The organism is Luteimonas sp. A611, from assembly GCF_054072715.1.
Window position 1 is genome coordinate 1,151,409 of the sequence record NZ_JBSVRP010000001.1, and the last position, 18,899, is coordinate 1,170,307.

Sequence of the window (18,899 nt, forward strand, 5' to 3'; positions counted from 1 at the left end):
GCGGGGCAGTGAAAGGCGCGGGCGTTTGCAGATGCGCGGCCCTGCTGGCCTGTGGGAGTCCGGTGCATCGATCCGCGCGCGAAACTGCGGTTCTTCCGACCGCAGGCCTGCTGCATCCCCGGGCGAACAAACTGTCAGTTCGGCCGAGAAGAATCCTCAGCGGCGCGCGAATGGGCCTCTTAGCGTCGCTGGCTCTCCTCCGGCCCGAGCGTACCGCGCGCGCGTGGCCGCGTGACCACCTCGATGCGCTGGAACACCACGCCCGGATCCACCTGCCACAGCTTGAGCGTATTGGCGCCGGCCGCCACGCGATGGCGCGAGCTGGCGACGTGCACGTTGTCGATAACCGCAAGCTCCCAGGCGCGGAAGTCGCGGTCGCCCGGCGTCGGATCCAGGCGCATGTTGACCAGCTGCGGCGCCTCGTCGCCGATCGACACGGCATAGCGCAGGCCGCCGCGATGGCGCAGGTCGAGCGTCGGCGCCAGCGCGACGCGTACTTCGACCTCGCCATCGGCGTCCACGACGATCGGATACTCCAGCCGCGCGCCATCGCCACCGGGCACCAGCGGCTCGCCGGTGGCGGGCCAGGCGGTCACGCCCGACAGGGTGCGGCCCAGATTCGGGATGACCTGCCATTCGCCACTGGCAGGCGCCACCGCGCGCGCATGATGCGCGGCCTCGATCGCGATCACGCCGTCGCCTTCGACGAAGCCGCGCGCGCCGCGATGCGCCGGGGGCTTGCGCACCGGTACCTGCACATACACCTCGGTGCGGTCGGCACCGCGGATGGCGATCACTGCTTCGTGCTCGCCCTCGGGCAGGTGAGCCCAGTCGACGGCAAGCTCAAGCGCCTGCGCGTCCTGCACCTCGCCGCTGGCGGGGGAGACCTTCAGCCACGGCTGCGAGGACTTCGCGGTGAATCCGATCGCCTGCGCGCCACGGTTGTAGACCACCACCTCGCGGCTGCGCGCAGCGACTGGATCGAGTTCCGGCAGCCGTGGCGATGCCGCAGGCTGCGGCCAGCCGCGTGCATCGCCTTCGACCGCGACTCCGGCGACACCGCGTTCTGGCACGTCCACGCGTGACAGCGCCGGCATCACGTTGCGCGGCGGCTGCTGCCAGTGGGTGTAGCCGATGCGCACCTGCGACATCATGTGCAACCACTTGCCGTCGGCGACGTCGTGTTCGTAGACACGCTGCAGTTCGGCGTCGCGCTCGAACAGGCGCTGCGTCTCGTCCGCCCAGTGGTTGGCCGACGCGCGACCCTGCGCCGCATACAGGCGGTTGCGCGCGGCAGCGACGTACATGCGGGTCAGGTTCGCGCTCGCCAGCACCGGGTATTCGACCAGCTGCACCCAGGCGTCGCGGTGGCTGGCCGGGATGCGCGCCGCGAGTGCGAGGGTGCGCTGCTCGAGCGCGTCCCATTCGGCGACCACGCGCTCGGCCTCGCCGTCGTGCAGCAGGCTCCAGGTATCGGCGTCGAGCAGTTCCGGCTTGCGCCGCGCGTTGAACTGCGTATAGCGGCTGAGGATGTCGCCGATCTCGCGCGCATGCGCCGGGCCGAACTGCTCGGCCGCCCAGGCTTCCGGATAGCCGGCGATCCAGTCCAGGTCGGCGGCATCGGGATCCCAGGCCTGGTCGAGGAAGGCGCTGATCGGCAGCTCCATCGGCTTGATGTCGCCAACGTTGACCACCCACACCCGCTCCACGCCGTGCGCCCAGGCCAGCCGCATCTGCTCCCAGGCCCGTTCGACCTGGGTGGTGTTGATCCACCTGTAGTTGCGCGGGCCGCCGACGTAGTCGAAATGGTAGTAGACGCCGTAACCGCCGGGGCGCTTGTGCGCTGGATCGGGGAGGCGCCGGATGTTGCCCCAGTTGTCGTCGGCAAACAGCAGGGTCACGTCGTCGGGAACGCGCATGCCCTTGTCGTAGTAGTCCTGCACCTCCTTGTACAGCGCCCAGACCTGGGGCGTCTGCTCCACGGGCTGGCCGGTGACCTCGGTGATGATGCGGCGCTGGTCGGCGACGATGCGCTCGAGCAGGGCGGTGGCGGTCTCCTCGGTCATCGGCTCGTCGCCGTCGCCGCGCATGCCCAGCGTGACGACCGCTTCGCGGCCCTGCAGGCGCTCGATGCCGCCGCGCCAGAATTCCTGCAGCGCATCGGCGTTGCGCGCGTAGTCCCAGGGGCCCTTGCCGTGGCGCGACCATTCGTCGTGCGCGCGCATCATCGGCTCGTGGTGGGTGGTGGCGATCACCACGCCGTATTCGTCGGCGAGCTCGGCATTGCGCGGATCGTCGTCGTAGAACGCGCGCGGCTGCCACATCGCCGGCCACAGGTAGTTGGCCTTGTGGCGCAGGATCAGCTGGTACACGCGCTCGTAGAAGCGGTGGTTGGTGCCGCCGAAGGTCGCCTTGCTCCAGTTGCCGAGCGCGGGATCCTCGTCGTTGATGAAGATGCCGCGGTATTTCACCTTGGGCGCGTCGACGAAACGCCCCGGCGCGACGTGGAGCGATGCGTGGCGCGGCGGAGGCACGTCGGCCCACCAGGTCCAGGGCGAGACGCCGATGCGGCGCGAGAGTTCGTACAGGCCGAACGCTGTACCGCGGCGGTCGGCGCCGACCACCAGCAGCGCGCGATCGATGCCGGGCTCGGGATTGTCGACCACCTGCAGCAGGTAGGCCTCCCAGGTGCCGGCAACGCCGCTGGTGTCGATCTGCTGCTCGCGCACGATCCGGTCGATGCGCGCGCTGTGGCCGAGCGTGCCGGCGATGATCGCGGTGTCATTCGAGCCCGCCGATGACGACGTCGCAGCGCCGGCCACGGCCGCCAGGTCTGCGCGCAGCGCATCCGCGGCGTGGCGCACGGCGGCAAAGTCATCCTCTCCGATGAGCACGCCAACCGGTGCGCCGCGTTCGATCAGCGCCAGGCTGCCGCTGGTCCGTGTCTCGCATACGGTCGCCGGGGCGCGGCAATCCTGGCTGGCGGCCGCTGCCCCCGGCAGGACAAGCAGGAAGGCCAGCAGCAGTGTCGGTTTCATGTCGGGATTCCTTGCGGGGACGCGACCTCGGCCGCTCCGGAGGTCATGTCATGCGTTGCGTGTGCGTAGTCGATCGGCTCAGGCGCGTGCGTCGCTGCCCGCATCCAGACGCGCCGGTTCCAGCCGCGGCGCCAGCAGGTGCACCACCAGCAGCGCCAGCAGATAGGCCGAGCCGGCCATCATGAACACCGGCACGTAGCTGCCGGTGGTCTGCAGCAGGAAACCGGTGAAGGTGGCGATCATCATGCCGCCCACCGCGCCGGCGAAGCCGCCGATGCCCACGACCGAGCCGACCGCGTGGCGCGGGAACATGTCGGAGGTCAGCGTGAACACGTTCGCCGACCAGCCCTGGTGGCCCGCCGTCGCAAGGCCAATCAGGCCCACCGCGACCCACAGGTTCTCGGCCTGCGCGGCGAACACGATCGGCACCACGCACAGCGCGCAGATCAGCATCGCGCCCTTGCGCGCGCGGTTGACGCTCCAGCCGAGCTTGATGAAGCGGCCCGCGATCCAGCCGCCGAAGATGCTGCCCACGTCGGCCAGCACGAAGATCACCACCAGCGGCAGGCCCAGGCCGAGCAGGGTCAAGCCGTATTCGGAGTGCAGGAACTTCGGCAGCCAGAACAGGAAGAACCACCAGATCGGATCGGTCATGAACTTCGCCGCGACGAAGGCCCAGGCCTGGCGATGCTTGAGGATGCGCGCCCATGGCACCTTGGCTGACACTTCCGGCGGGTCGCTGCGGATGTGGGCGAGTTCCGCGGACGTGAGTTTCGGTTGTTGCTCCGGCGCCCGGTACCACAGCAGCCAGACCACCAGCCAGATGGCGCTGAGCATCCCCGTGAACAGGAAGGCCGCCTGCCAGCCCAGCGACAATGCGATGAGCGGCACCATCAGCGGTGCGACGATCGCGCCGATGTTGGAACCCGAATTGAAGATGCCCGTGGCGAACGCGCGCTCGCGGCGCGGGAACCATTCGGCGACCGTCTTGATCGCGGCCGGGAAGTTGCCGGCTTCACCAAGCCCGAGGAAGAAGCGCGCGATCATGAAGCCGACCACGGTCGCGGCCAGCGCGTGCGACATCGCCGCGATGCTCCACACGACGATGGCGATTGCGTAGCCGATGCGCGTGCCGAGCCTGTCGATGATCGCGCCGGCGCAAAGCAGGCCGATCGCGTAGGCGGCCTGGAAGGCGGTGACGATGTAGCCGTACTCGATCTCGCTCCAGCCGATCTCGTCCTGCAGGAACGGCGCGAGCACGCCCAGCACCTGTCGATCGATGTAGTTGATCGTCGTCGCCGCGAGCAGCATCGCGCATACGCGCCAGCGGTACATGCCGAGTTTGGCGGCGGCCGGTGCGGCAGCGGAAGGGGGCGCTGTCATGCGGCGCCACCGGTGTCAGCGCCCAGGCGCGACGTGCGTCCGAAGACGTTTTGCAGCTGCGTCATGTCGCTCTCCCCGGCGCACGTGATAGCGCTATCAGTATCACATCCGGTGAGGGTCGCAATAGTCGGCCTGACGACAGTGCGCTTGATGGAACGTTGCAGCGGAATCGATGCCGCACCGCAGTAAACCGCGAGTTCGTGTCGCACTCAGAAGCATGCTGCGTCGCAGCGTGTATCCGTTGACTTGGTAGCGCTACCATCCGGCCGCGACTCAAACGCTCGAGCAAGGGAAATATCGAACCAACAATGTCCACCGGTGGTCATTTTTCAAGGCCAAGCCGGTCCACAGCAACGGGAGGGGAGTTCCGTGAAGATCAGACACACAAGAACCGCTTTGTCACATGCCCTGGGCCTGGCCCTGGTCGGCCTCACAGGCTCCGCGCTCGCGCAGCAGGCGCCTGTCGCGCAGGATGCGCCGGCGCCGACCACCACCACCGCCACCGACCTCGACTCGGTCGTGGTTACCGGCTACCGCCAGAGCCTGCAGTACTCGACCGACGCCAAGCGTGAATCGACCGGCTTCACCGACTCGATCTTCTCGGAGGACATCGGCAAGTTCCCCGACACCAACATCGCCGAGTCGCTGGCGCGCATCCCCGGCATCCAGATCGACCGCGACGTCAACGGCGAAGGCCTGAACGTCGGCATCCGCGGCCTGCCGCAGAGCTTCACCAAGACCATCATCAACGGCGGCGAAGCAGCCACGGCCTCGATCGGTCTCAACCGCGGCAACCAGAACCGCGAAGTCGACCTCAACCTGTTCCCGACCGAGTTCTTCAACAAGCTCACGGTCTACAAGTCGCCGCAGGCGAGCCTGCCCGAGGGCGGCATCTCCGGCGTGGTCGACATGCGCAGCATGCGCCCGTTCGACATCCCGGGTCGCCACCTCAACTACTCGGGCCAGATGGACTACAACACCATTGGCGAGAAGTTCAATCCGCGCGGCTCGGTCCTGTACAGCTGGACCAATGACGAAGGCACCTTCGGCGCCCTGATTGGCGCGTCCGTTGTGCGCAGCCGCATCGCGGTGCGCGGCTGGGAGTCGGTGGGCTGGATGAATCCGGGCCTCAACGAGCAGCAGTGCGGCATCGGTACTTCGGTGACCAATCGCCCGGCCGAGTGCAATCCCGGCGGCGGCGGCAGCCTGCAGATGCCCAACGTGGTGCCGGACAACGGTTCGACCCTCGGGGCCGGAATGACACCGGGGGACATTGTTGACGCCGAGTGGCTGCTTGCGCAGAACCCGGGGCTGACGATGGGCCAGATCACCGAGGCGCTGTTCCCGCGCCTGGCACGGCCGGTCGACATGTCCGGCGACCGCGAGCGCGACGCGGTGGTCGGTTCGCTGGAATGGCGTCCGAACGACAGGATGCATTTCTACGTCGACTCGATGTACTCGCGCGCCAACTACGAGAACGACCGCATCGACGCGAATCTGGTCGGGCGCACCTTTGGCCCGGTCGGCTTCCTCCCGACCAACATGCAGCTCGATGCCAACAACGTGGTCACCAGCGCCACCCTGGTGAACTCCCAGTTCCTGCTCGAGGCGCGGCCCTACCGCGATGAGGTGCAGTACTGGAACATCAATCCGGGTGCCACCTTCTGGTTCGGCGAAGACGACAGCATCAAGCTCGACCTGCAGGCCAACTGGAGCCGCAGCTGGTTCTTCCGCGAGTCGCCGACCATCATGCCGACCTCGCCGTTCACCACGGTCGACTACACCAACAATGGCACACCGGCTTTCACCAGCGGGCTTGATCTCAACAACCCCGACGCGGGCTGGGCCTGGGAAGGCGGGCGCCTCCAGATCAACAACGAGAAGCGCGTGACCGAGGCAGGGCGGCTGCGTGCCGACCTGCAGTTCGGCGATGATCGCCAGAACATCAAGGTGGGCGTTTCGCAGGACCGCTTCAGCCGTTCGATCGTGGCGTTCGGCGACAACGTCGACTGGCAGGCCTATGCCCAGCAGCAGGTTCCCAACGCCGACATTTCGCAGTTTCTGCGGCCTGGGCCCTACGGTTTCGTCACGGTCGATTTCGATGCGTTCTTCGACGCGACCAACTACCACGAGTTCAACGCCAACGCACCGGAAGTGAACACGTCGCAGTCGGTGGGCGCGGCTTCCGGCGGGGTTGACGAGACGAACGTCGCCGCCTACGTCGAGTTCAACGGCGAGACCGAGGTCTGGAACCGCAACCTGCGCTTCAACGGTGGCGTGCGCTATGTCGAGACCGACCAGGACATCAGCGGTCCGGTGACCCTGGGCGGCACGCGTGCTTGGCAGACGTTGAGCAGCAAGTACGACGAGTGGCTGCCCTCGTTCAACGTGGCGTGGGACGTGGCGGACAGCTGGGTGGTGCGCATGTCCAGTTCGCGCACGATGACGCGTCCCAACCCGCGCTCGATGCTTCCGGCGACGACCTTCTCCGATCCGTCCGCGGAGATCGCCGACCAGGGCAACCCGAACCTCGCGCCCTACCTGTCGACCAACTTCGACCTGGGACTGGAGTGGTACACGGGTGACGAAGGCCTGGTGGCGCTTACCCTGTTCAACAAGCGCGTGTCCGGCTACACCTACCAGGGCATCAACGTGCGTCCGTTCCGCACCCTCGGCATCCCGCTGGATGCGCTGACCGAGAACCAGCTGGCCGCGCTCAACGCCAATGGTGGGCTGGACGCGCCGGTCAACGTGCGCCAGCAGGTCAACGCCGACGCCACGCTCGATATCCAGGGCTGGGAGCTGATCTGGGTGCAGCCGCTGGACTTCGTGTTCCAGGGGCTTGGTTTCATGGCCAACTACACCGACATCGACCTGGAGCCGACCGGCCAGGAGGCCGCCCAGCTGGGAGGCAACCTGTTCGGCATCTCGCCGGTGATGTGGAACGCCACGGCGTACTGGGAGAACGACGTCACCTCGGTGCGCCTGTCGTACAACTGGGTCGAGGGTTCGGCCCAGCGTGCGCTCGGGAACAACGAGGGCGGCCTCACCTACGGCCAGTACTTCGGCGAAGACCGCGGCCAGTTCGACCTGTCGGCGAGCTACACGCTGGCGTCGCTTCCGTCCAAGCCGCAGATCACCTTCAACGTGCTGAACCTCACCAACGAAGAGACCCGCAACTACATCACCTACCCGAACGTGCCCGGCGAGATCTACCAGCCCGGTCGCACCTTCCTGATCGGCCTGCGCGGAACCTTCTGATCTGACTTGACCATTTACTCCCCACGACCCTCCCGGTGCGTTGCTGCGCCGGGCGGGTCGTGTTTTTTTTTGCCAGGCATTCCAGTCCTGAGCCGCGCCATGCCAAAGTTCGAATCGGTACGGTGAAAAATCGGCGGGGCTGGCCGTCGCAGCGTGGCTGCTGCGGGTACGATAGCTGCGCCCGGCGATCCTTCCAGCCAACGAACAGCAGGGGAGTTCCTTGAACACACGCACTGACCGGCTTTCGGTCACCGAGAAGGTCGGCTACAGCCTCGGTGATCTTGCGGCGAACCTCATCTTCCAGACGTTGATGACGTTCCTGGCTTTCTTCTACACCGACATCTACCGCATCCCAGCGGGGACTGCGGCCACCATCATCTTCGTCGTCGGACTGCTGGGCGCGTTCGTGTTCACGCCGCTGGTGGCGGTGCTGGCCGACCGCACCAACTCGCGCTGGGGCAAGTTCCGGCCGTGGATCCTGTGGACCGCGGTGCCGTTCGGCGTGCTCGCGCTGCTGGCCTTCAGCACGCCCGATTTCGGCATGCGCGGCAAGATCTTCTACGCAGCGGCGACCTACACCTTGCTGGTGCTGGTGTACGCGGCCAACAACCTGCCGTATTCGGCGCTGAGCGGCGTGCTCACCGGCAGCATGGCCGAGCGCAACAGCCTGTCGGCCTACCGCTTCGTCGCGGTGATGGTCGCGCAGCTGGTTGTGCAGTCGCTGCTGCTGCCACTGGTGCTGATCCTCGGCGACGGTGATCGTGTGCAGGGCTTCCAGAACACCATGCTGCTGTTCGCGGTGGTGGGCACGGTGTTCTTCCTGATCACCTTCTTCACCACGCGCGAGCGCGTGGTGCCGGCAGCGGGGCAGAAGTCGAGCATCGGCCAGGACGTGGCCGACCTCACGTCCAACCGGCCCTGGCTGGTGCTGCTGGTGGTGACCATTCTGGTGTTCACCACGCTCTCGCTGAAGGGCGGCACCTACGTCTACTACTTCCAGTACTACCTGGACGACGGCGCCATGGCCGCGTTCCTCGAAAACATCGGATTCAACGGCTTCATCGCCGGGCTCAACGCGACCCTGACCAGCATGGGCCTGGCCGGGTTCCAGTGGCCCGAGGATGCATCGACTTCGGCCTTCAGCCTGTTCAATGCGGGTGGCATCATCTTCATGGTCGTGGGCATCGGGTTTTCCAAGAAGCTCGCCGACCGCTTCGGCAAGCGCGATGTGTTTGGCATCTTCCTGTTCATCTCGACGATGTTCATGCTCGCGTTCTACCTGTTCCCGCCGGACCGCATCGCCCTGGTGTTCACAGCGCAGATCCTGCACGGGTTCTTCTACGGAATCACCATCCCGCTGCTGTGGGCGATGGTGGCCGACGTCGCCGACTACTCGGAGTGGAGGAACAACCGCCGCGCCACCGCCATCATCTTCTCGGCGATCCTGTGTGGGCTGAAGGTGGGCCTGGCCGTGGGCGGTTCGCTGGTCGCAGGCCTGCTGGCGCGCTACGGCTACAACGCCGACTTGGCGGTGCAGGCACCCGAGACCGTGGATGGCATCCGCCTGTCGGTCAGCCTGTACTGCTCGGTGCCGTTCCTGGCGGCCGTGGCAATGCTGTTTTTCTACCGAATCGACAAGCCGACGGAAGTGCGCATCGAGCGCGAACTGGCCGAACGCCGCGCCGCACAGCCGGCATGACCTGGCATTACTGAAGGAGACGCCGCCATGGCAGACCAGCAATACACCGACGCCGAACTCAAGGCACTGGCCGACCGGGCGCTCTCGCAGCCGCTGGTCAGCCACATCTACACCGCCGACCCGTCGGCGCACGTGTTCGAGGGCAAGATCTACATCTATCCCTCGCACGACATCGAGATGGGCGCCGCGTTCGATGACGACGGCGGCCACTTCCAGATGCGCGACTACCACGTGCTGCGCCAGGATTCGCCCGACGGCCCCGCCACCGACTGCGGCCTGGCGCTGGACGTGAAGGACGTGCCCTGGGCCGACCGTCAGATGTGGGCGCCGGATGCAGCGACGAAGGACGGCAAGTACTACCTCTACTTCCCGGCCAAGCGGCCGGACGGCATCTTCCAGATCGGTGTCGCGGTGGGCGATCGCCCCGAGGGACCGTTCCGCGCCGAACCCGAGCCCATCGCCGGCACCTATTCCATCGACCCTGCGGTGTACGCGGACGCGGACGGCGCGTATTACATGTACTTCGGCGGGATCTGGGGCGGCCAGCTGCAGAAGTACCGCGACAACGCCTACGACGCGGCGAACGAGGAGCCGGCCGCCGACGAGCCGGCCCTGGGCGCACGCATGGCGCGCCTGACCGCCGACATGAAGCAGCTCGCCGAAGCCCCGCGCGAGGTGCTGATCCTGGATGAAGACGGCAAGCCGCTGCTGGCCGGCGACACCGAGCGGCGCTTCTTCGAGGCCGCCTGGGTACACAAGCATCAGGGCCGCTACTACCTGACCTACTCCACCGGCGACACCCATCTGCTGTGCTGGTCGGTGGCCGACAACCCGTACGGGCCGTTCACCTACGGCGGCCGCATCCTGGAGCCGGTGGTCGGCTGGACCACGCACCACTCGATCCTGGAATTCGAGGGGCGCTGGTGGCTGTACTACCACGACTCGCTGCTCTCCGGAGGCGTCACCCACCTGCGCTCGGCCAAGGTCGCCGAGCTGGAGCACGATGCCGACGGACGCATCCGCACCCTGCAACCCTATGGCCGATGACGCGGCCGCGCCGGCCCACGCCGGCGCGCTCGCGCCGCTGCCGCCGGGGCCGTTGCTGACGATCGGCGATGGCGCGCTGTCGGTGGACATCGCGCCGCAGGCCGGCGGGCGTATCGCGCAGATCCGCTGCGACGGTGTTGAACAACTGGTCTCGCATGGCGAACACGGCAGCGATGCCGCCATCGCCTGGGGCTGCTATCCGATGGTGCCGTGGTGTGGGCGCGTGCGGCGTGGCCGCTTCGAGTTCGAAGGCCGGCGCCACGTGCTGCCGGCCAACCTCGGCGAGCACGCCATCCACGGGCTGGGCTTCGTCCTGCCCTGGCAGGTGACGACGCAGTCGAGCTCGCACGTGGAGATGGAACTGTCGCTGCCGTCCGATGCGCGCTGGCCATTCGGGGGCGTTGCCGGCCAGAGGGTCGCGATCGATGGGCGACAGCTGCTGCTGGCGCTGTCGGTCACCGCCGTCGACCAGTCGATGCCAGCGTCCCTGGGCTGGCACCCCTGGTTCCGCAAGCCCGAGCGGCTGGAGTTCCACCCCGAGGCGATGTATCCGCGTGACGGTGAGGGCGTCGCGGTACTGCCCACCGGTGCGGTGCAGCCCGGCCCCTGGGACGATTGCTTCGTCAACAGCCAGGATGTGGTCCTGCACCGCGGCGGGCAGCGTCTGGTGGTGTCCTCCGCGTGCCGGGACTGGGTGGTCTACGACGCCACCGCGCACGCCACCTGCGTCGAGCCGCAAACCGCGCCGCCGGATGCATTCAACCTCGTGCCTGACCACGTCCTGCAGCCAGGCGAGACCATGGCGATGCATTGCAGCCTGCGCTGGGACTGAGTCTTGACCCGATAGGCAGTTGCGCCTGGCACCTGCGTCGTGCCGCGCATATCCGCGCCAAAGAAAAACGCTCCGGGTGCGTACCCGGAGCGTCTTCGTGGAACGTTGGTTTTTCAGGCCAGGATCAGGCCGCCCTGGCCGCACGCTGGTTGCCGCCGCCCTCGGCCAGCATGGTGAGCTTGTCGTCGGTCGCCTTCTCTTCCTCAAGCGTCTGCTTGAGCAGGGGAAGCGCGTCGCGGTAGCCCAGCTGCTTGGCCAGCGCGCACAGCGTGCCGTACGCGGCGATCTCGTAGTGCTCGACCTTCTGCGCACCGCCGATGAGGGCCGCATCGCGCAGTGGACCGGCTTCGATCTCTTCGATGATTTCCTTGCTTTCCTCGACCAGGCCTTCCATCGCCGCGCACTTGATGCGCTTGAGCTTGATGCCCAGCAGCTCGACCACCTTGTCGATGCGTTCGATCTGGCCCTGCGTCTCTTCCAGGTGCAGCTCGAATGCAGCGGTCAGCTCAGCGGCGTCGGCCGCCTTGGCCAGGCGCGGAAGCGCCTTGCTCATCTGCTTCTCGGCGCTGTAGGTGTCCGAGAGGTCGTGGATGAAAAGTTCCTCGATGGTCTTGATTGCCATTGTTGCGTGCCTCGCGGGTGGTGTGGGGGGAACGCCGACTCTAAGAACGACGGGACGAAGGCGGAGTGAAAAAATGCGGGGCCCGACCTTCACGCCCCGCAGCTCATCCGCGCATGGGGCAGGGCGCCTCATTCCGGTCGGATCGGTCCCGATGCGGAGCCGCCGGGCGCGGGGCGCAACTGCGCAGGCCGGACCTCGACCGGCGTTCGATCCGGGTCCCCGTCTGCGTAGATTCGGCGCGCCTTCGCAACCGCTGCGACCGTCCGCGCGCATGCTGCGCGTTTCACGTGCCCCATCCAGCCATGCCGGCCTGCCACCTCTACATTCTCCCGCTGCTGAACGAGGACCTCGTCAAGCTCGGCATTTCGGTCGATCCGCTGGCGCGGGTGCGTGCGTTTGCGCCGCGCTATTACGAATGCTTTGACCTCGAGCGCAGCAGCCTGGTTGGTTTCGACAGCGTGGCCGAGGCGCAGCGCCGCGAAACCGGGCTGCATCGCCAGCTGCGTTCATGGAATGCTCCCCAGCCACTGACGGTGCCGCTGCGCGCCGGCGGGCACACCGAGTGGTACCGGGGTGCCTCCGCGCTCCTGCGCGAAGAGGCCGAGCGCGACCTGCAGCTCGGTCATCGCGTGCATCAGCCCGCCGGAGCCTGGTGGAGACGGCGGCTGCAGGAGGAGCGCCCGCTCCTGTTCGAGTGGGGCGAGCAGTGCTTGCGCGACCTGCCGTCCGATGCCCTGCCGCAGACCGCCCTGTGGCAGGGCATCGTCGATGTGCTGGACGCATGGCCGGCGCTGGGCCTGCGCGTGGACGATGCGCTGCCCGAGCCGCTTGCGCAGGCGTACCGCAGGTATCGCTCCGCCTGGGGAGCATCGCTTTCGGATCAAGGCTGATGTGCGCGAGCGCCGGATCTGGCCCGGTGACTGCGGGCAGCCCGCAACGCAGCGCATGAACACTCCACGCCGAGCTAACGGTTGCTGCGCGCGGCCTTCACTGTGCCGGTCTCAGGATGCGTCCACGAAGGCGTGCCGGGTGCGCGTCCGGATTCCGGGCACAAAAAACCCCGCACCTGGCGGGGTTTTCGTGCGGCTGGCGATGCTGCTTGCCGACCGACCATCTTGGTGCCCAGGAGAGGACTCGAACCTCCACGGTTTTACCCGCTAGTACCTGAAACTAGTGCGTCTACCAATTCCGCCACCTGGGCAGGTGGCCGCGTATGTTGCGGCGCGGCGGGGCCAAAGTCAACGGGTTTTGCTCGGGCAGACACGTCGGCCCGTGTACCATGCCGCCGATGACGAAGACTCCAGGCAAGGGCGGCGCCGGCCGCAGTACAGGACGGGGCGACGGCTCCGCATCGGGCCAGGGCCCGCAACCCAAGCGCGGTGGTCGCGGCAAGCCGAAGGCGCCGGGCTGGCTGCCTCCGGCTCCGCCTGCGCCCAGGGGCGAAGCGCGGCCAGCGGCCCGTCGGGGCGCGCGTTTCGTCGACCCGCACGCGGGCCGCGAAGCGGAACGCTATGCCGAACCCATCGCCAGCCGCGAGGCGATCCTGCAGCAGCTGGACGAGGCCGACGGCCCGCTGACCATGGAAATGCTGGCGGAACGGCTGGAGCTCACCGCGCCCGACCGCGCCAGTGCGCTGGGCAAGCGCCTGGGCGCCATGGTGCGCGACGGTCAGCTGCTGCAGAACCGGCGCGGCGGCTACGTGCCTGCGGGCACGCTGGACCTGATCGCCGGCACCATCATCGCCAACCCCGACGGCTTCGGCTTCCTGCGCCCGGACACAGGCGTCGGCGACGATCTGTTCCTGCCGCCGGCGGAAATGCGCAAGGTCATGCACGGAGACCGCGCGATGGCCAGCGTCACCGGCCTGGACCGCCGCGGTCGCCGCGAGGGCGTGATCGTCGAAGTGCTCGAGCGCCGGGTCAAGCGCCTGATCGGGCGCTTCACCGTCGATTCGGGCATCAGCTTCGTGGTGCCGGACGACCGCCGCATCCAGCGCAACATCCAGATCCCGTCCAGCGCGGGCCTGCTGGCGCAGCACGGGCAACTGGTGGTGTGCGAGATCACCGCGCCGGCCGAGGAGCGGCGTCCGCCGATCGGCAAGGTACTGGCGGTGCTGGGCGACGCGCTGACCCCGTCGCTGGTGGTCGAGACCGCGATCCACGGCCACGACCTGCCGCACGAGTTCCCGCCCGCAGTGCTGGACGAAGCTTCTGCGGTGCCGCTGGAAGTCGATGCCGCCGCCGCCGCCGGGCGCGTCGACCTGCGCTCCACGCCGCTGGTGACCATCGACGGTGAGGATGCCAAGGATTTCGACGACGCGGTCTACTGCGAACCCAATGCGCGTGGCTTCCGGCTGGTGGTCGCGATCGCCGACGTGTCGAGCTACGTGCGTCCGGGCCAGCCGCTGGACGACGAGGCGCAGCTGCGCGCGACCAGCGTGTACTTCCCCGGCTTCGTCGTGCCGATGCTGCCCGAGACGCTGTCCAACGGCATCTGCTCGCTTAAGCCGAATGTCGACCGCCTGTGCTTCGTCTGCGACATGCAGGTCGACCGCGACGGCGAGGTGTCGGAGTCGAAGTTCTACGAGGCCGTGATGCGCTCGCACGCGCGGCTGACCTACACCCAGGTCTGGAACGCGGTGGGCGAGGACGATGCCGACGCGCGCCAGCAGGTGGGCTCGCAGCTGCCGCAGGTCGAGCGGCTGCACCAGCTGTACAAGGTACTGGCCAAGGCGCGCGCGAAGCGCGGCGCGATCGAGTTCGAATCGTCCGAAGTGCGCTTCGTGCTCGACAATCGCGGCGAGGTGGTGCAGGCGGGGATGATCCAGCGCAACGACGCGCACAAGCTGATCGAGGAGTGCATGATCGCGGCCAACGTCGAGGCCGCGAAGTTCCTGCTCGAGGCGAAGATTCCCGCGCCGTACCGCATCCACGACAAGCCGCCGGAGTCCAAGTACACCGACCTGCTCGAATTCCTCAAGGAATTCGCCCTGCGCATGCCCGCCTGGGGCCGTCTGCAGCCGAAGGACTTCGCCAACCTGCTGACCAAGGTGCGCGAACGGGCGGACGCGACCCTGCTCGAGTCCGTGGTCCTGCGCAGCCAGAGCCAGGCGGTGTACTCGCCAGACAACCTCGGCCACTTCGGCCTGGCACTGCAGGCCTATGCGCATTTCACATCGCCGATCCGGCGCTATCCCGACCTGCTGGTGCACCGCGCGATCAAGCATGTGCTGGCAGGTGGTCGCCGCGAGGTCTTCCATAGCCCGAGCGAGATGGCGTCGCTGGCGCTGCAGTGCTCCGAGCGCGCGCGCCGGGCCGAGGAAGCCGAGCGCGAGGTGGACGAGCGCTACCGCGCCGCGTGGATGGAGCAGCATGTGGGCTCCGAGTTCGACGGCACCATCAGCGGCGTGACCAGCTTTGGCCTGTTCGTCGAACTCGACCAGTCCAAGGTCAACGGCCTGGTCCACGTGACCCAGCTGCCCAGCGATTTCTACCACTTCGACCCGGTGCGCAAGACCCTGACCGGCGAGCGCGCCGGCCGCGAGTTCCGGCTCGGCGACCGCGTGCGCATCATCGTGCTCAAGGCCAGCCTGGAGGAGCGCAAGATCGACTTCCGCCTCGCCGGGGAGCGCGGGGTGAAGCCGCCGGCGCCGCGCGGACAGCCGGCGAAGAAGAAGAAGCAGAAGTACTGAGAAGATCCGGGGCGGGTCCGTACAATCCTCGCCCCGGTTTCCGCTTTGCGGATCCATCCAGAATCCCACGTCTCCCCGCATGTCCAAACAGAACCAGTGGATCGTCGGCATCAACGCGGTCGCCTCGGCGGTCGAGCACGACGCCGAGCACGTGCGCGAGGTGCTGATCGAGGCCGGCGCCAAGAACCCGCGCCTGACCGAGATCGAATCGTCCGCGCGCCGCCGCGAGATCGACGTGCGCCGCGTGGCGCAGCAGGCGCTGGACGGCGTGGCCGGCGGCGTTCGCCACCAGGGCGTGGCTGCGCGCTACGCGGCAGCGAAGACCTGGGACGAGCATGACCTGACCGAGCTGGTCGAACAGGCGCAGGGGCGCGCGCTGCTGCTGGTGCTCGACGGCGTGCAGGACCCGCACAACCTGGGCGCTTGCCTGCGCAGCGCGGCCGCCGCGGGCGTGACCGCCGTGGTCATTCCCAAGGACAAGGCGGTGCAGGTCAACGCGACCGTGCGCAAGACCTCGGCCGGTGCCGCCGACAGCATCCCGGTGGTGCGCGTGACCAACCTGTCGCGCACGCTGGCCGAGCTGCAGAAGCAGGGCGTGTGGACCTACGGCCTGGTGGGCCAGACGCAGGCCTCGCTGTACGCGCTCGATTTGACCGGCAACGTCGCGCTGGTGCTGGGTGGCGAAGCAGATGGCCTGCGCCGGCTCACGCGCGAACACTGCGACCAGCTGGTGTCGATCCCGATGCCGGGCCTTGAAACTTCGCCGGGCGTGGAGAGTCTCAACGTCTCGGTGGCGGCCGGCGTGACCCTGTTCGAAGCGGTCCGCCAGCGCACCGGCTGAACAGCGCACCGGTTGAACGAAGGGAGGAATGGCGATGATGGCGGCGCTGCTGTGGCAGGACTGGCTTGGCTTCGTCGGTGCGGCGCTGATGCTGCTGGCGCTGTTCCTGCACCTGTTCTCGCCACTCGCCGACGGCCGCGGACGGCTTCGTGCCGCGCTCGGCCTTCTCGGTGCCGTCGCGCTGCTGCCCGTGGCGGTGGAGCGCTTCAACGCGCCGCTGTTCTTCCTGCTGGTGGCATGGGTGGGGCTGAACGCCTATCGCCTGCTGCGCGCGCCGGACCGGCACTGAGCCACCGGGGCGGGTCACCTGTCGCGCAGCGGTAGGCGTGCGACGATACCGCTGCGCGGGGACGACCCCGCGCGTTTGCCGGTTTCGGGGACGACCCCATCGATGATGGAGGTCTGCGAAATGCCCTGGATCATTCTTCTGCTGGCCAGTATTTTCGAGATCGGCTGGGCGATCGGACTCAAGTACACCGAGGGCTTCACCCGCCTGTGGCCAACGCTTGGCACCGTGACGGCCATGGTGGTCAGCATGGCGCTGCTGGGCGTGGCGATGAAGTCGCTGCCGGTCGGTACCGCGTATGCGGTGTGGGTGGGCGTGGGCGCCGTCGGCACGGCAATCCTCGGGATGGTGCTGCTGGGCGAGCCGGCGAACCCGGGGCGCCTGATCAGCCTGGGGCTGATCGTCCTCGGGATCATCGGCTTGAAGCTGGCAACGCCGGCCTAGGTTGCGGTTGTCGTGATGCGACTCAATCGTCGTTGCCGCGATTGTCCCGCTTGCCCTGATTGATGCGGTCGCGGGTGCTGACGCTGCCCTGGATCGCCGGCAGACGGACCTCGCCGGCATGCAGCCGCTTGGCCCGGCCTGCGGCGCTGTCCGACTGGTAGCCCGGCGTGCCGGAATCGACGCCGCCTTCGACGCCGTCGGCCCAGGGCTTGGGCTCCTGGTCGCGCGCCTGCTTGGCTTCCAGCAGCGCCTGGGTCTGCGCCAGCGCCTGCTCGGGCGTGATCCCGCGTTTGCGCGGACGGCTGCGGGACGCGCCCGCCTTGCCTGACGCGATACCTGGCGTCGTGCGGCTGCCCTTCGCGGCAGCGGTACTTGCGGCGCCGGTTGCGGTCTTGTTCGCAGCCCGCTTTTTCGGGGTAGTTGCCGCCGCCTTCATGGTCGCCGTCTTCTTCCCGATTCCCGTCGCAGCCTTCTTCGACGCGGTCTTCTTTCCGATTCCCGTCTCAGCCTTCTTCGTCGCGGTCTTTTTTGCGGCCTTGGTTGCAACCTTCTTCGGGGACTTGGCGACCTTCCCGGCGGCCTTCGCGCCGGTTGTCTTCGCAGCCTTCTTCGCAGGCGCGGCCGTCTTCTTCGTGGCCGTCGAGGTCGCGCGGCGGGACTTCGTGCCGGCCTCCCCATCCGCATCTCGCAGCCCCGCCTCGAAGCGCGCGAGGATGTCGGCCATCAGCTCGGCCTTGTCCTTGCTGCGCTGGTTGGCGGCGCCGCTGGCGCCGCGCTTGCTGCCGGTGTCGGCGCGGGAGGACAGTTTCTGTCGGCGCACCAGGTCCCGCGCCCGGTCGCGCGACGCGCGGGCGCGGGTGATGCGGGTCGAGATCGCCTTGCCGTCAAGCTGGCGCAGGCCGTTGACCCGGCTCTCGTCGTAAAGCGCCATTTCCTTCTGGTTGAGCAGCTGGCTGGCCTTGGCGCGGGTAATCTGCATCGTGCGGTCTCCTCTCGTGCGGATGTACACGAGTGGATCACAGGCGATGTGCAGCCCAGGTCGACGCTTGCGGCGTGGGTGCGCGAGCGTCAGCGGCTCAGCTGCGCTGCGGCGACGGCCAGGCGTTGACGATCTTGCAGAACAGCTTCGCGGTCTGCTCCGCGTCATACAGCGCCGAGTGCGCGTCCTCGCTGCTCCAGTCGAAACCCGCTGCCTGCACCGCGCGCGCGAGTACGGTCTGGCCGTACGCCAGGCCGGCAAGGGTGACCGTGTCGAACACGCTGAAGGGATGGAACGGATTGCGCTTGTGGCCCGTGCGCGCCACCGTGGCATTGAGGAAGTTCAGGTCGAAGTGGGCGTTGTGCCCGACCAGGATCGCGCGCTGGCAGCCGTGCTTCTTCACCGCCGCACGCACGGTCGCGAACACGTGGTCCAGCGCCTCGCGCTCGGGCTTGGCGAAGCGGAAAGGGTGGTCGAGGTCGATGCCGGTGACCTCCAGCGACTGCGGGTCGATGTCGGTTCCCGGTGCGGGCTCGACGTGGGTGCTGACCGATTCGCCGAGCACAAGCGCGCCGCTGTCGTCGACGTCGATCGGCACGGCGGCGATCTCGAGCAGAGCGTGGCGATTCCAATCGAAGCCGCCGGTTTCCACGTCCACGACCACGGGCAGGTAGCCGCGGAAGCGGCGGGTGAGCAGGCTGACGGGGGGCGCGGGCGTAGTGGCTTGATCCATGCACGAAGCCTAGCAGAGCGGCTGGTCAGGCCGGAATGCGACA

General features: G+C 67.8%; 14 protein-coding genes and 1 tRNA gene. 9 read left to right on the plus strand and 6 right to left on the minus strand.

Going from position 1 to position 18,899, the window contains the following annotated elements:
* Window positions 1-179 precede the first annotated feature (179 nt).
* Together ACW5EG_RS05120 and ACW5EG_RS05125 are read right to left on the minus strand one after the other, a co-directional pair.
* On the minus strand, window positions 180-3,038 hold the full coding sequence (locus tag ACW5EG_RS05120) for a glycosyl hydrolase 115 family protein (RefSeq protein ID WP_457020993.1): 2,859 nt from the start codon (window positions 3,036-3,038) through the stop codon (window positions 180-182).
* A gap of 78 nt (window positions 3,039-3,116) precedes the next feature.
* Complete coding sequence (locus tag ACW5EG_RS05125) at window positions 3,117-4,421, minus strand: MFS transporter (protein ID WP_457017672.1); 1,305 nt, start codon at window positions 4,419-4,421, stop codon at window positions 3,117-3,119.
* Window positions 4,422-4,790: 369 nt separating this feature from the next.
* Here ACW5EG_RS05125 and ACW5EG_RS05130 point away from each other — a divergent pair, with 369 nt between their 5' ends.
* The 4 genes from ACW5EG_RS05130 (at window position 4,791) to ACW5EG_RS05145 (ending at window position 11,260) form a co-directional block, all read left to right on the plus strand.
* The gene (locus ACW5EG_RS05130; protein WP_457017673.1) at window positions 4,791-7,682 is read left to right on the plus strand and encodes a TonB-dependent receptor; all 2,892 of its coding nucleotides are present in this window, start codon (window positions 4,791-4,793) and stop codon (window positions 7,680-7,682) included.
* Window positions 7,683-7,902: 220 nt separating this feature from the next.
* Window positions 7,903-9,381 carry an MFS transporter gene (locus ACW5EG_RS05135; RefSeq protein ID WP_457017674.1) on the plus strand — a complete coding sequence of 493 codons (1,479 nt, stop codon included), beginning with the start codon at window positions 7,903-7,905 and terminating at the stop codon, window positions 9,379-9,381.
* A gap of 27 nt (window positions 9,382-9,408) precedes the next feature.
* Window positions 9,409-10,428 carry a glycoside hydrolase family 43 protein gene (locus ACW5EG_RS05140; RefSeq protein WP_457017675.1) on the plus strand — a complete coding sequence of 340 codons (1,020 nt, stop codon included), beginning with the start codon at window positions 9,409-9,411 and terminating at the stop codon, window positions 10,426-10,428.
* Entirely contained in the window at window positions 10,418-11,260 is an 843-nt protein-coding gene (locus ACW5EG_RS05145; protein ID WP_457017676.1) for an aldose epimerase family protein, read from the plus strand. The genes ACW5EG_RS05140 and ACW5EG_RS05145 overlap by 11 nt, the downstream gene beginning before the upstream one ends.
* Window positions 11,261-11,384: 124 nt before the next feature.
* Here ACW5EG_RS05145 and ACW5EG_RS05150 read toward each other — a convergent pair whose 3' ends face one another.
* Window positions 11,385-11,882 (minus strand): YciE/YciF ferroxidase family protein, encoded by a 498-nt coding sequence (locus ACW5EG_RS05150; protein ID WP_457017677.1) that lies wholly within the window; start codon window positions 11,880-11,882, stop codon window positions 11,385-11,387.
* A 302-nt stretch (window positions 11,883-12,184) separates the two neighbouring features.
* On the opposite strand from ACW5EG_RS05150, the gene ACW5EG_RS05155 reads away from it, so the two are divergent.
* Window positions 12,185-12,772 carry a GIY-YIG nuclease family protein gene (locus ACW5EG_RS05155; protein ID WP_457017678.1) on the plus strand — a complete coding sequence of 196 codons (588 nt, stop codon included), beginning with the start codon at window positions 12,185-12,187 and terminating at the stop codon, window positions 12,770-12,772.
* Between the two features lie 226 nt (window positions 12,773-12,998).
* Here the strand turns inward: ACW5EG_RS05155 and ACW5EG_RS05160 are convergent.
* Window positions 12,999-13,083 (minus strand) — tRNA-Leu (locus ACW5EG_RS05160).
* Window positions 13,084-13,170: 87 nt separating this feature from the next.
* Here ACW5EG_RS05160 and rnr point away from each other — a divergent pair.
* The 4 genes from rnr to sugE all read left to right on the plus strand — a co-directional run bounded on the left by rnr (window position 13,171) and on the right by sugE (window position 17,144).
* On the plus strand, window positions 13,171-15,573 hold the full coding sequence (gene rnr / locus ACW5EG_RS05165) for a ribonuclease R (RefSeq protein WP_457017679.1): 2,403 nt from the start codon (window positions 13,171-13,173) through the stop codon (window positions 15,571-15,573).
* Window positions 15,574-15,652: 79 nt separating this feature from the next.
* Window positions 15,653-16,414, plus strand: coding sequence for a 23S rRNA (guanosine(2251)-2'-O)-methyltransferase RlmB (rlmB, locus tag ACW5EG_RS05170; protein ID WP_457017680.1), 762 nt, complete (start codon window positions 15,653-15,655; stop codon window positions 16,412-16,414).
* Between the two features lie 37 nt (window positions 16,415-16,451).
* Window positions 16,452-16,703, plus strand: a complete 252-nt coding sequence (locus tag ACW5EG_RS05175) for a CBU_0592 family membrane protein (RefSeq protein WP_457017681.1) — start codon at window positions 16,452-16,454, stop codon at window positions 16,701-16,703.
* Window positions 16,704-16,823: 120 nt separating this feature from the next.
* Window positions 16,824-17,144 carry a quaternary ammonium compound efflux SMR transporter SugE gene (gene sugE / locus ACW5EG_RS05180; RefSeq protein WP_457017682.1) on the plus strand — a complete coding sequence of 107 codons (321 nt, stop codon included), beginning with the start codon at window positions 16,824-16,826 and terminating at the stop codon, window positions 17,142-17,144.
* Between the two features lie 22 nt (window positions 17,145-17,166).
* Here the strand turns inward: sugE and ACW5EG_RS05185 are convergent, their stop codons facing one another.
* Both ACW5EG_RS05185 and rnt read right to left on the minus strand, forming a co-directional pair.
* Window positions 17,167-18,123, minus strand: coding sequence for a hypothetical protein (locus ACW5EG_RS05185; RefSeq protein ID WP_457017683.1), 957 nt, complete (start codon window positions 18,121-18,123; stop codon window positions 17,167-17,169).
* A gap of 97 nt (window positions 18,124-18,220) precedes the next feature.
* Window positions 18,221-18,856 (minus strand): ribonuclease T, encoded by a 636-nt coding sequence (gene rnt / locus ACW5EG_RS05190; RefSeq protein WP_457017684.1) that lies wholly within the window; start codon window positions 18,854-18,856, stop codon window positions 18,221-18,223.
* Window positions 18,857-18,899: the final 43 nt, after the last annotated feature.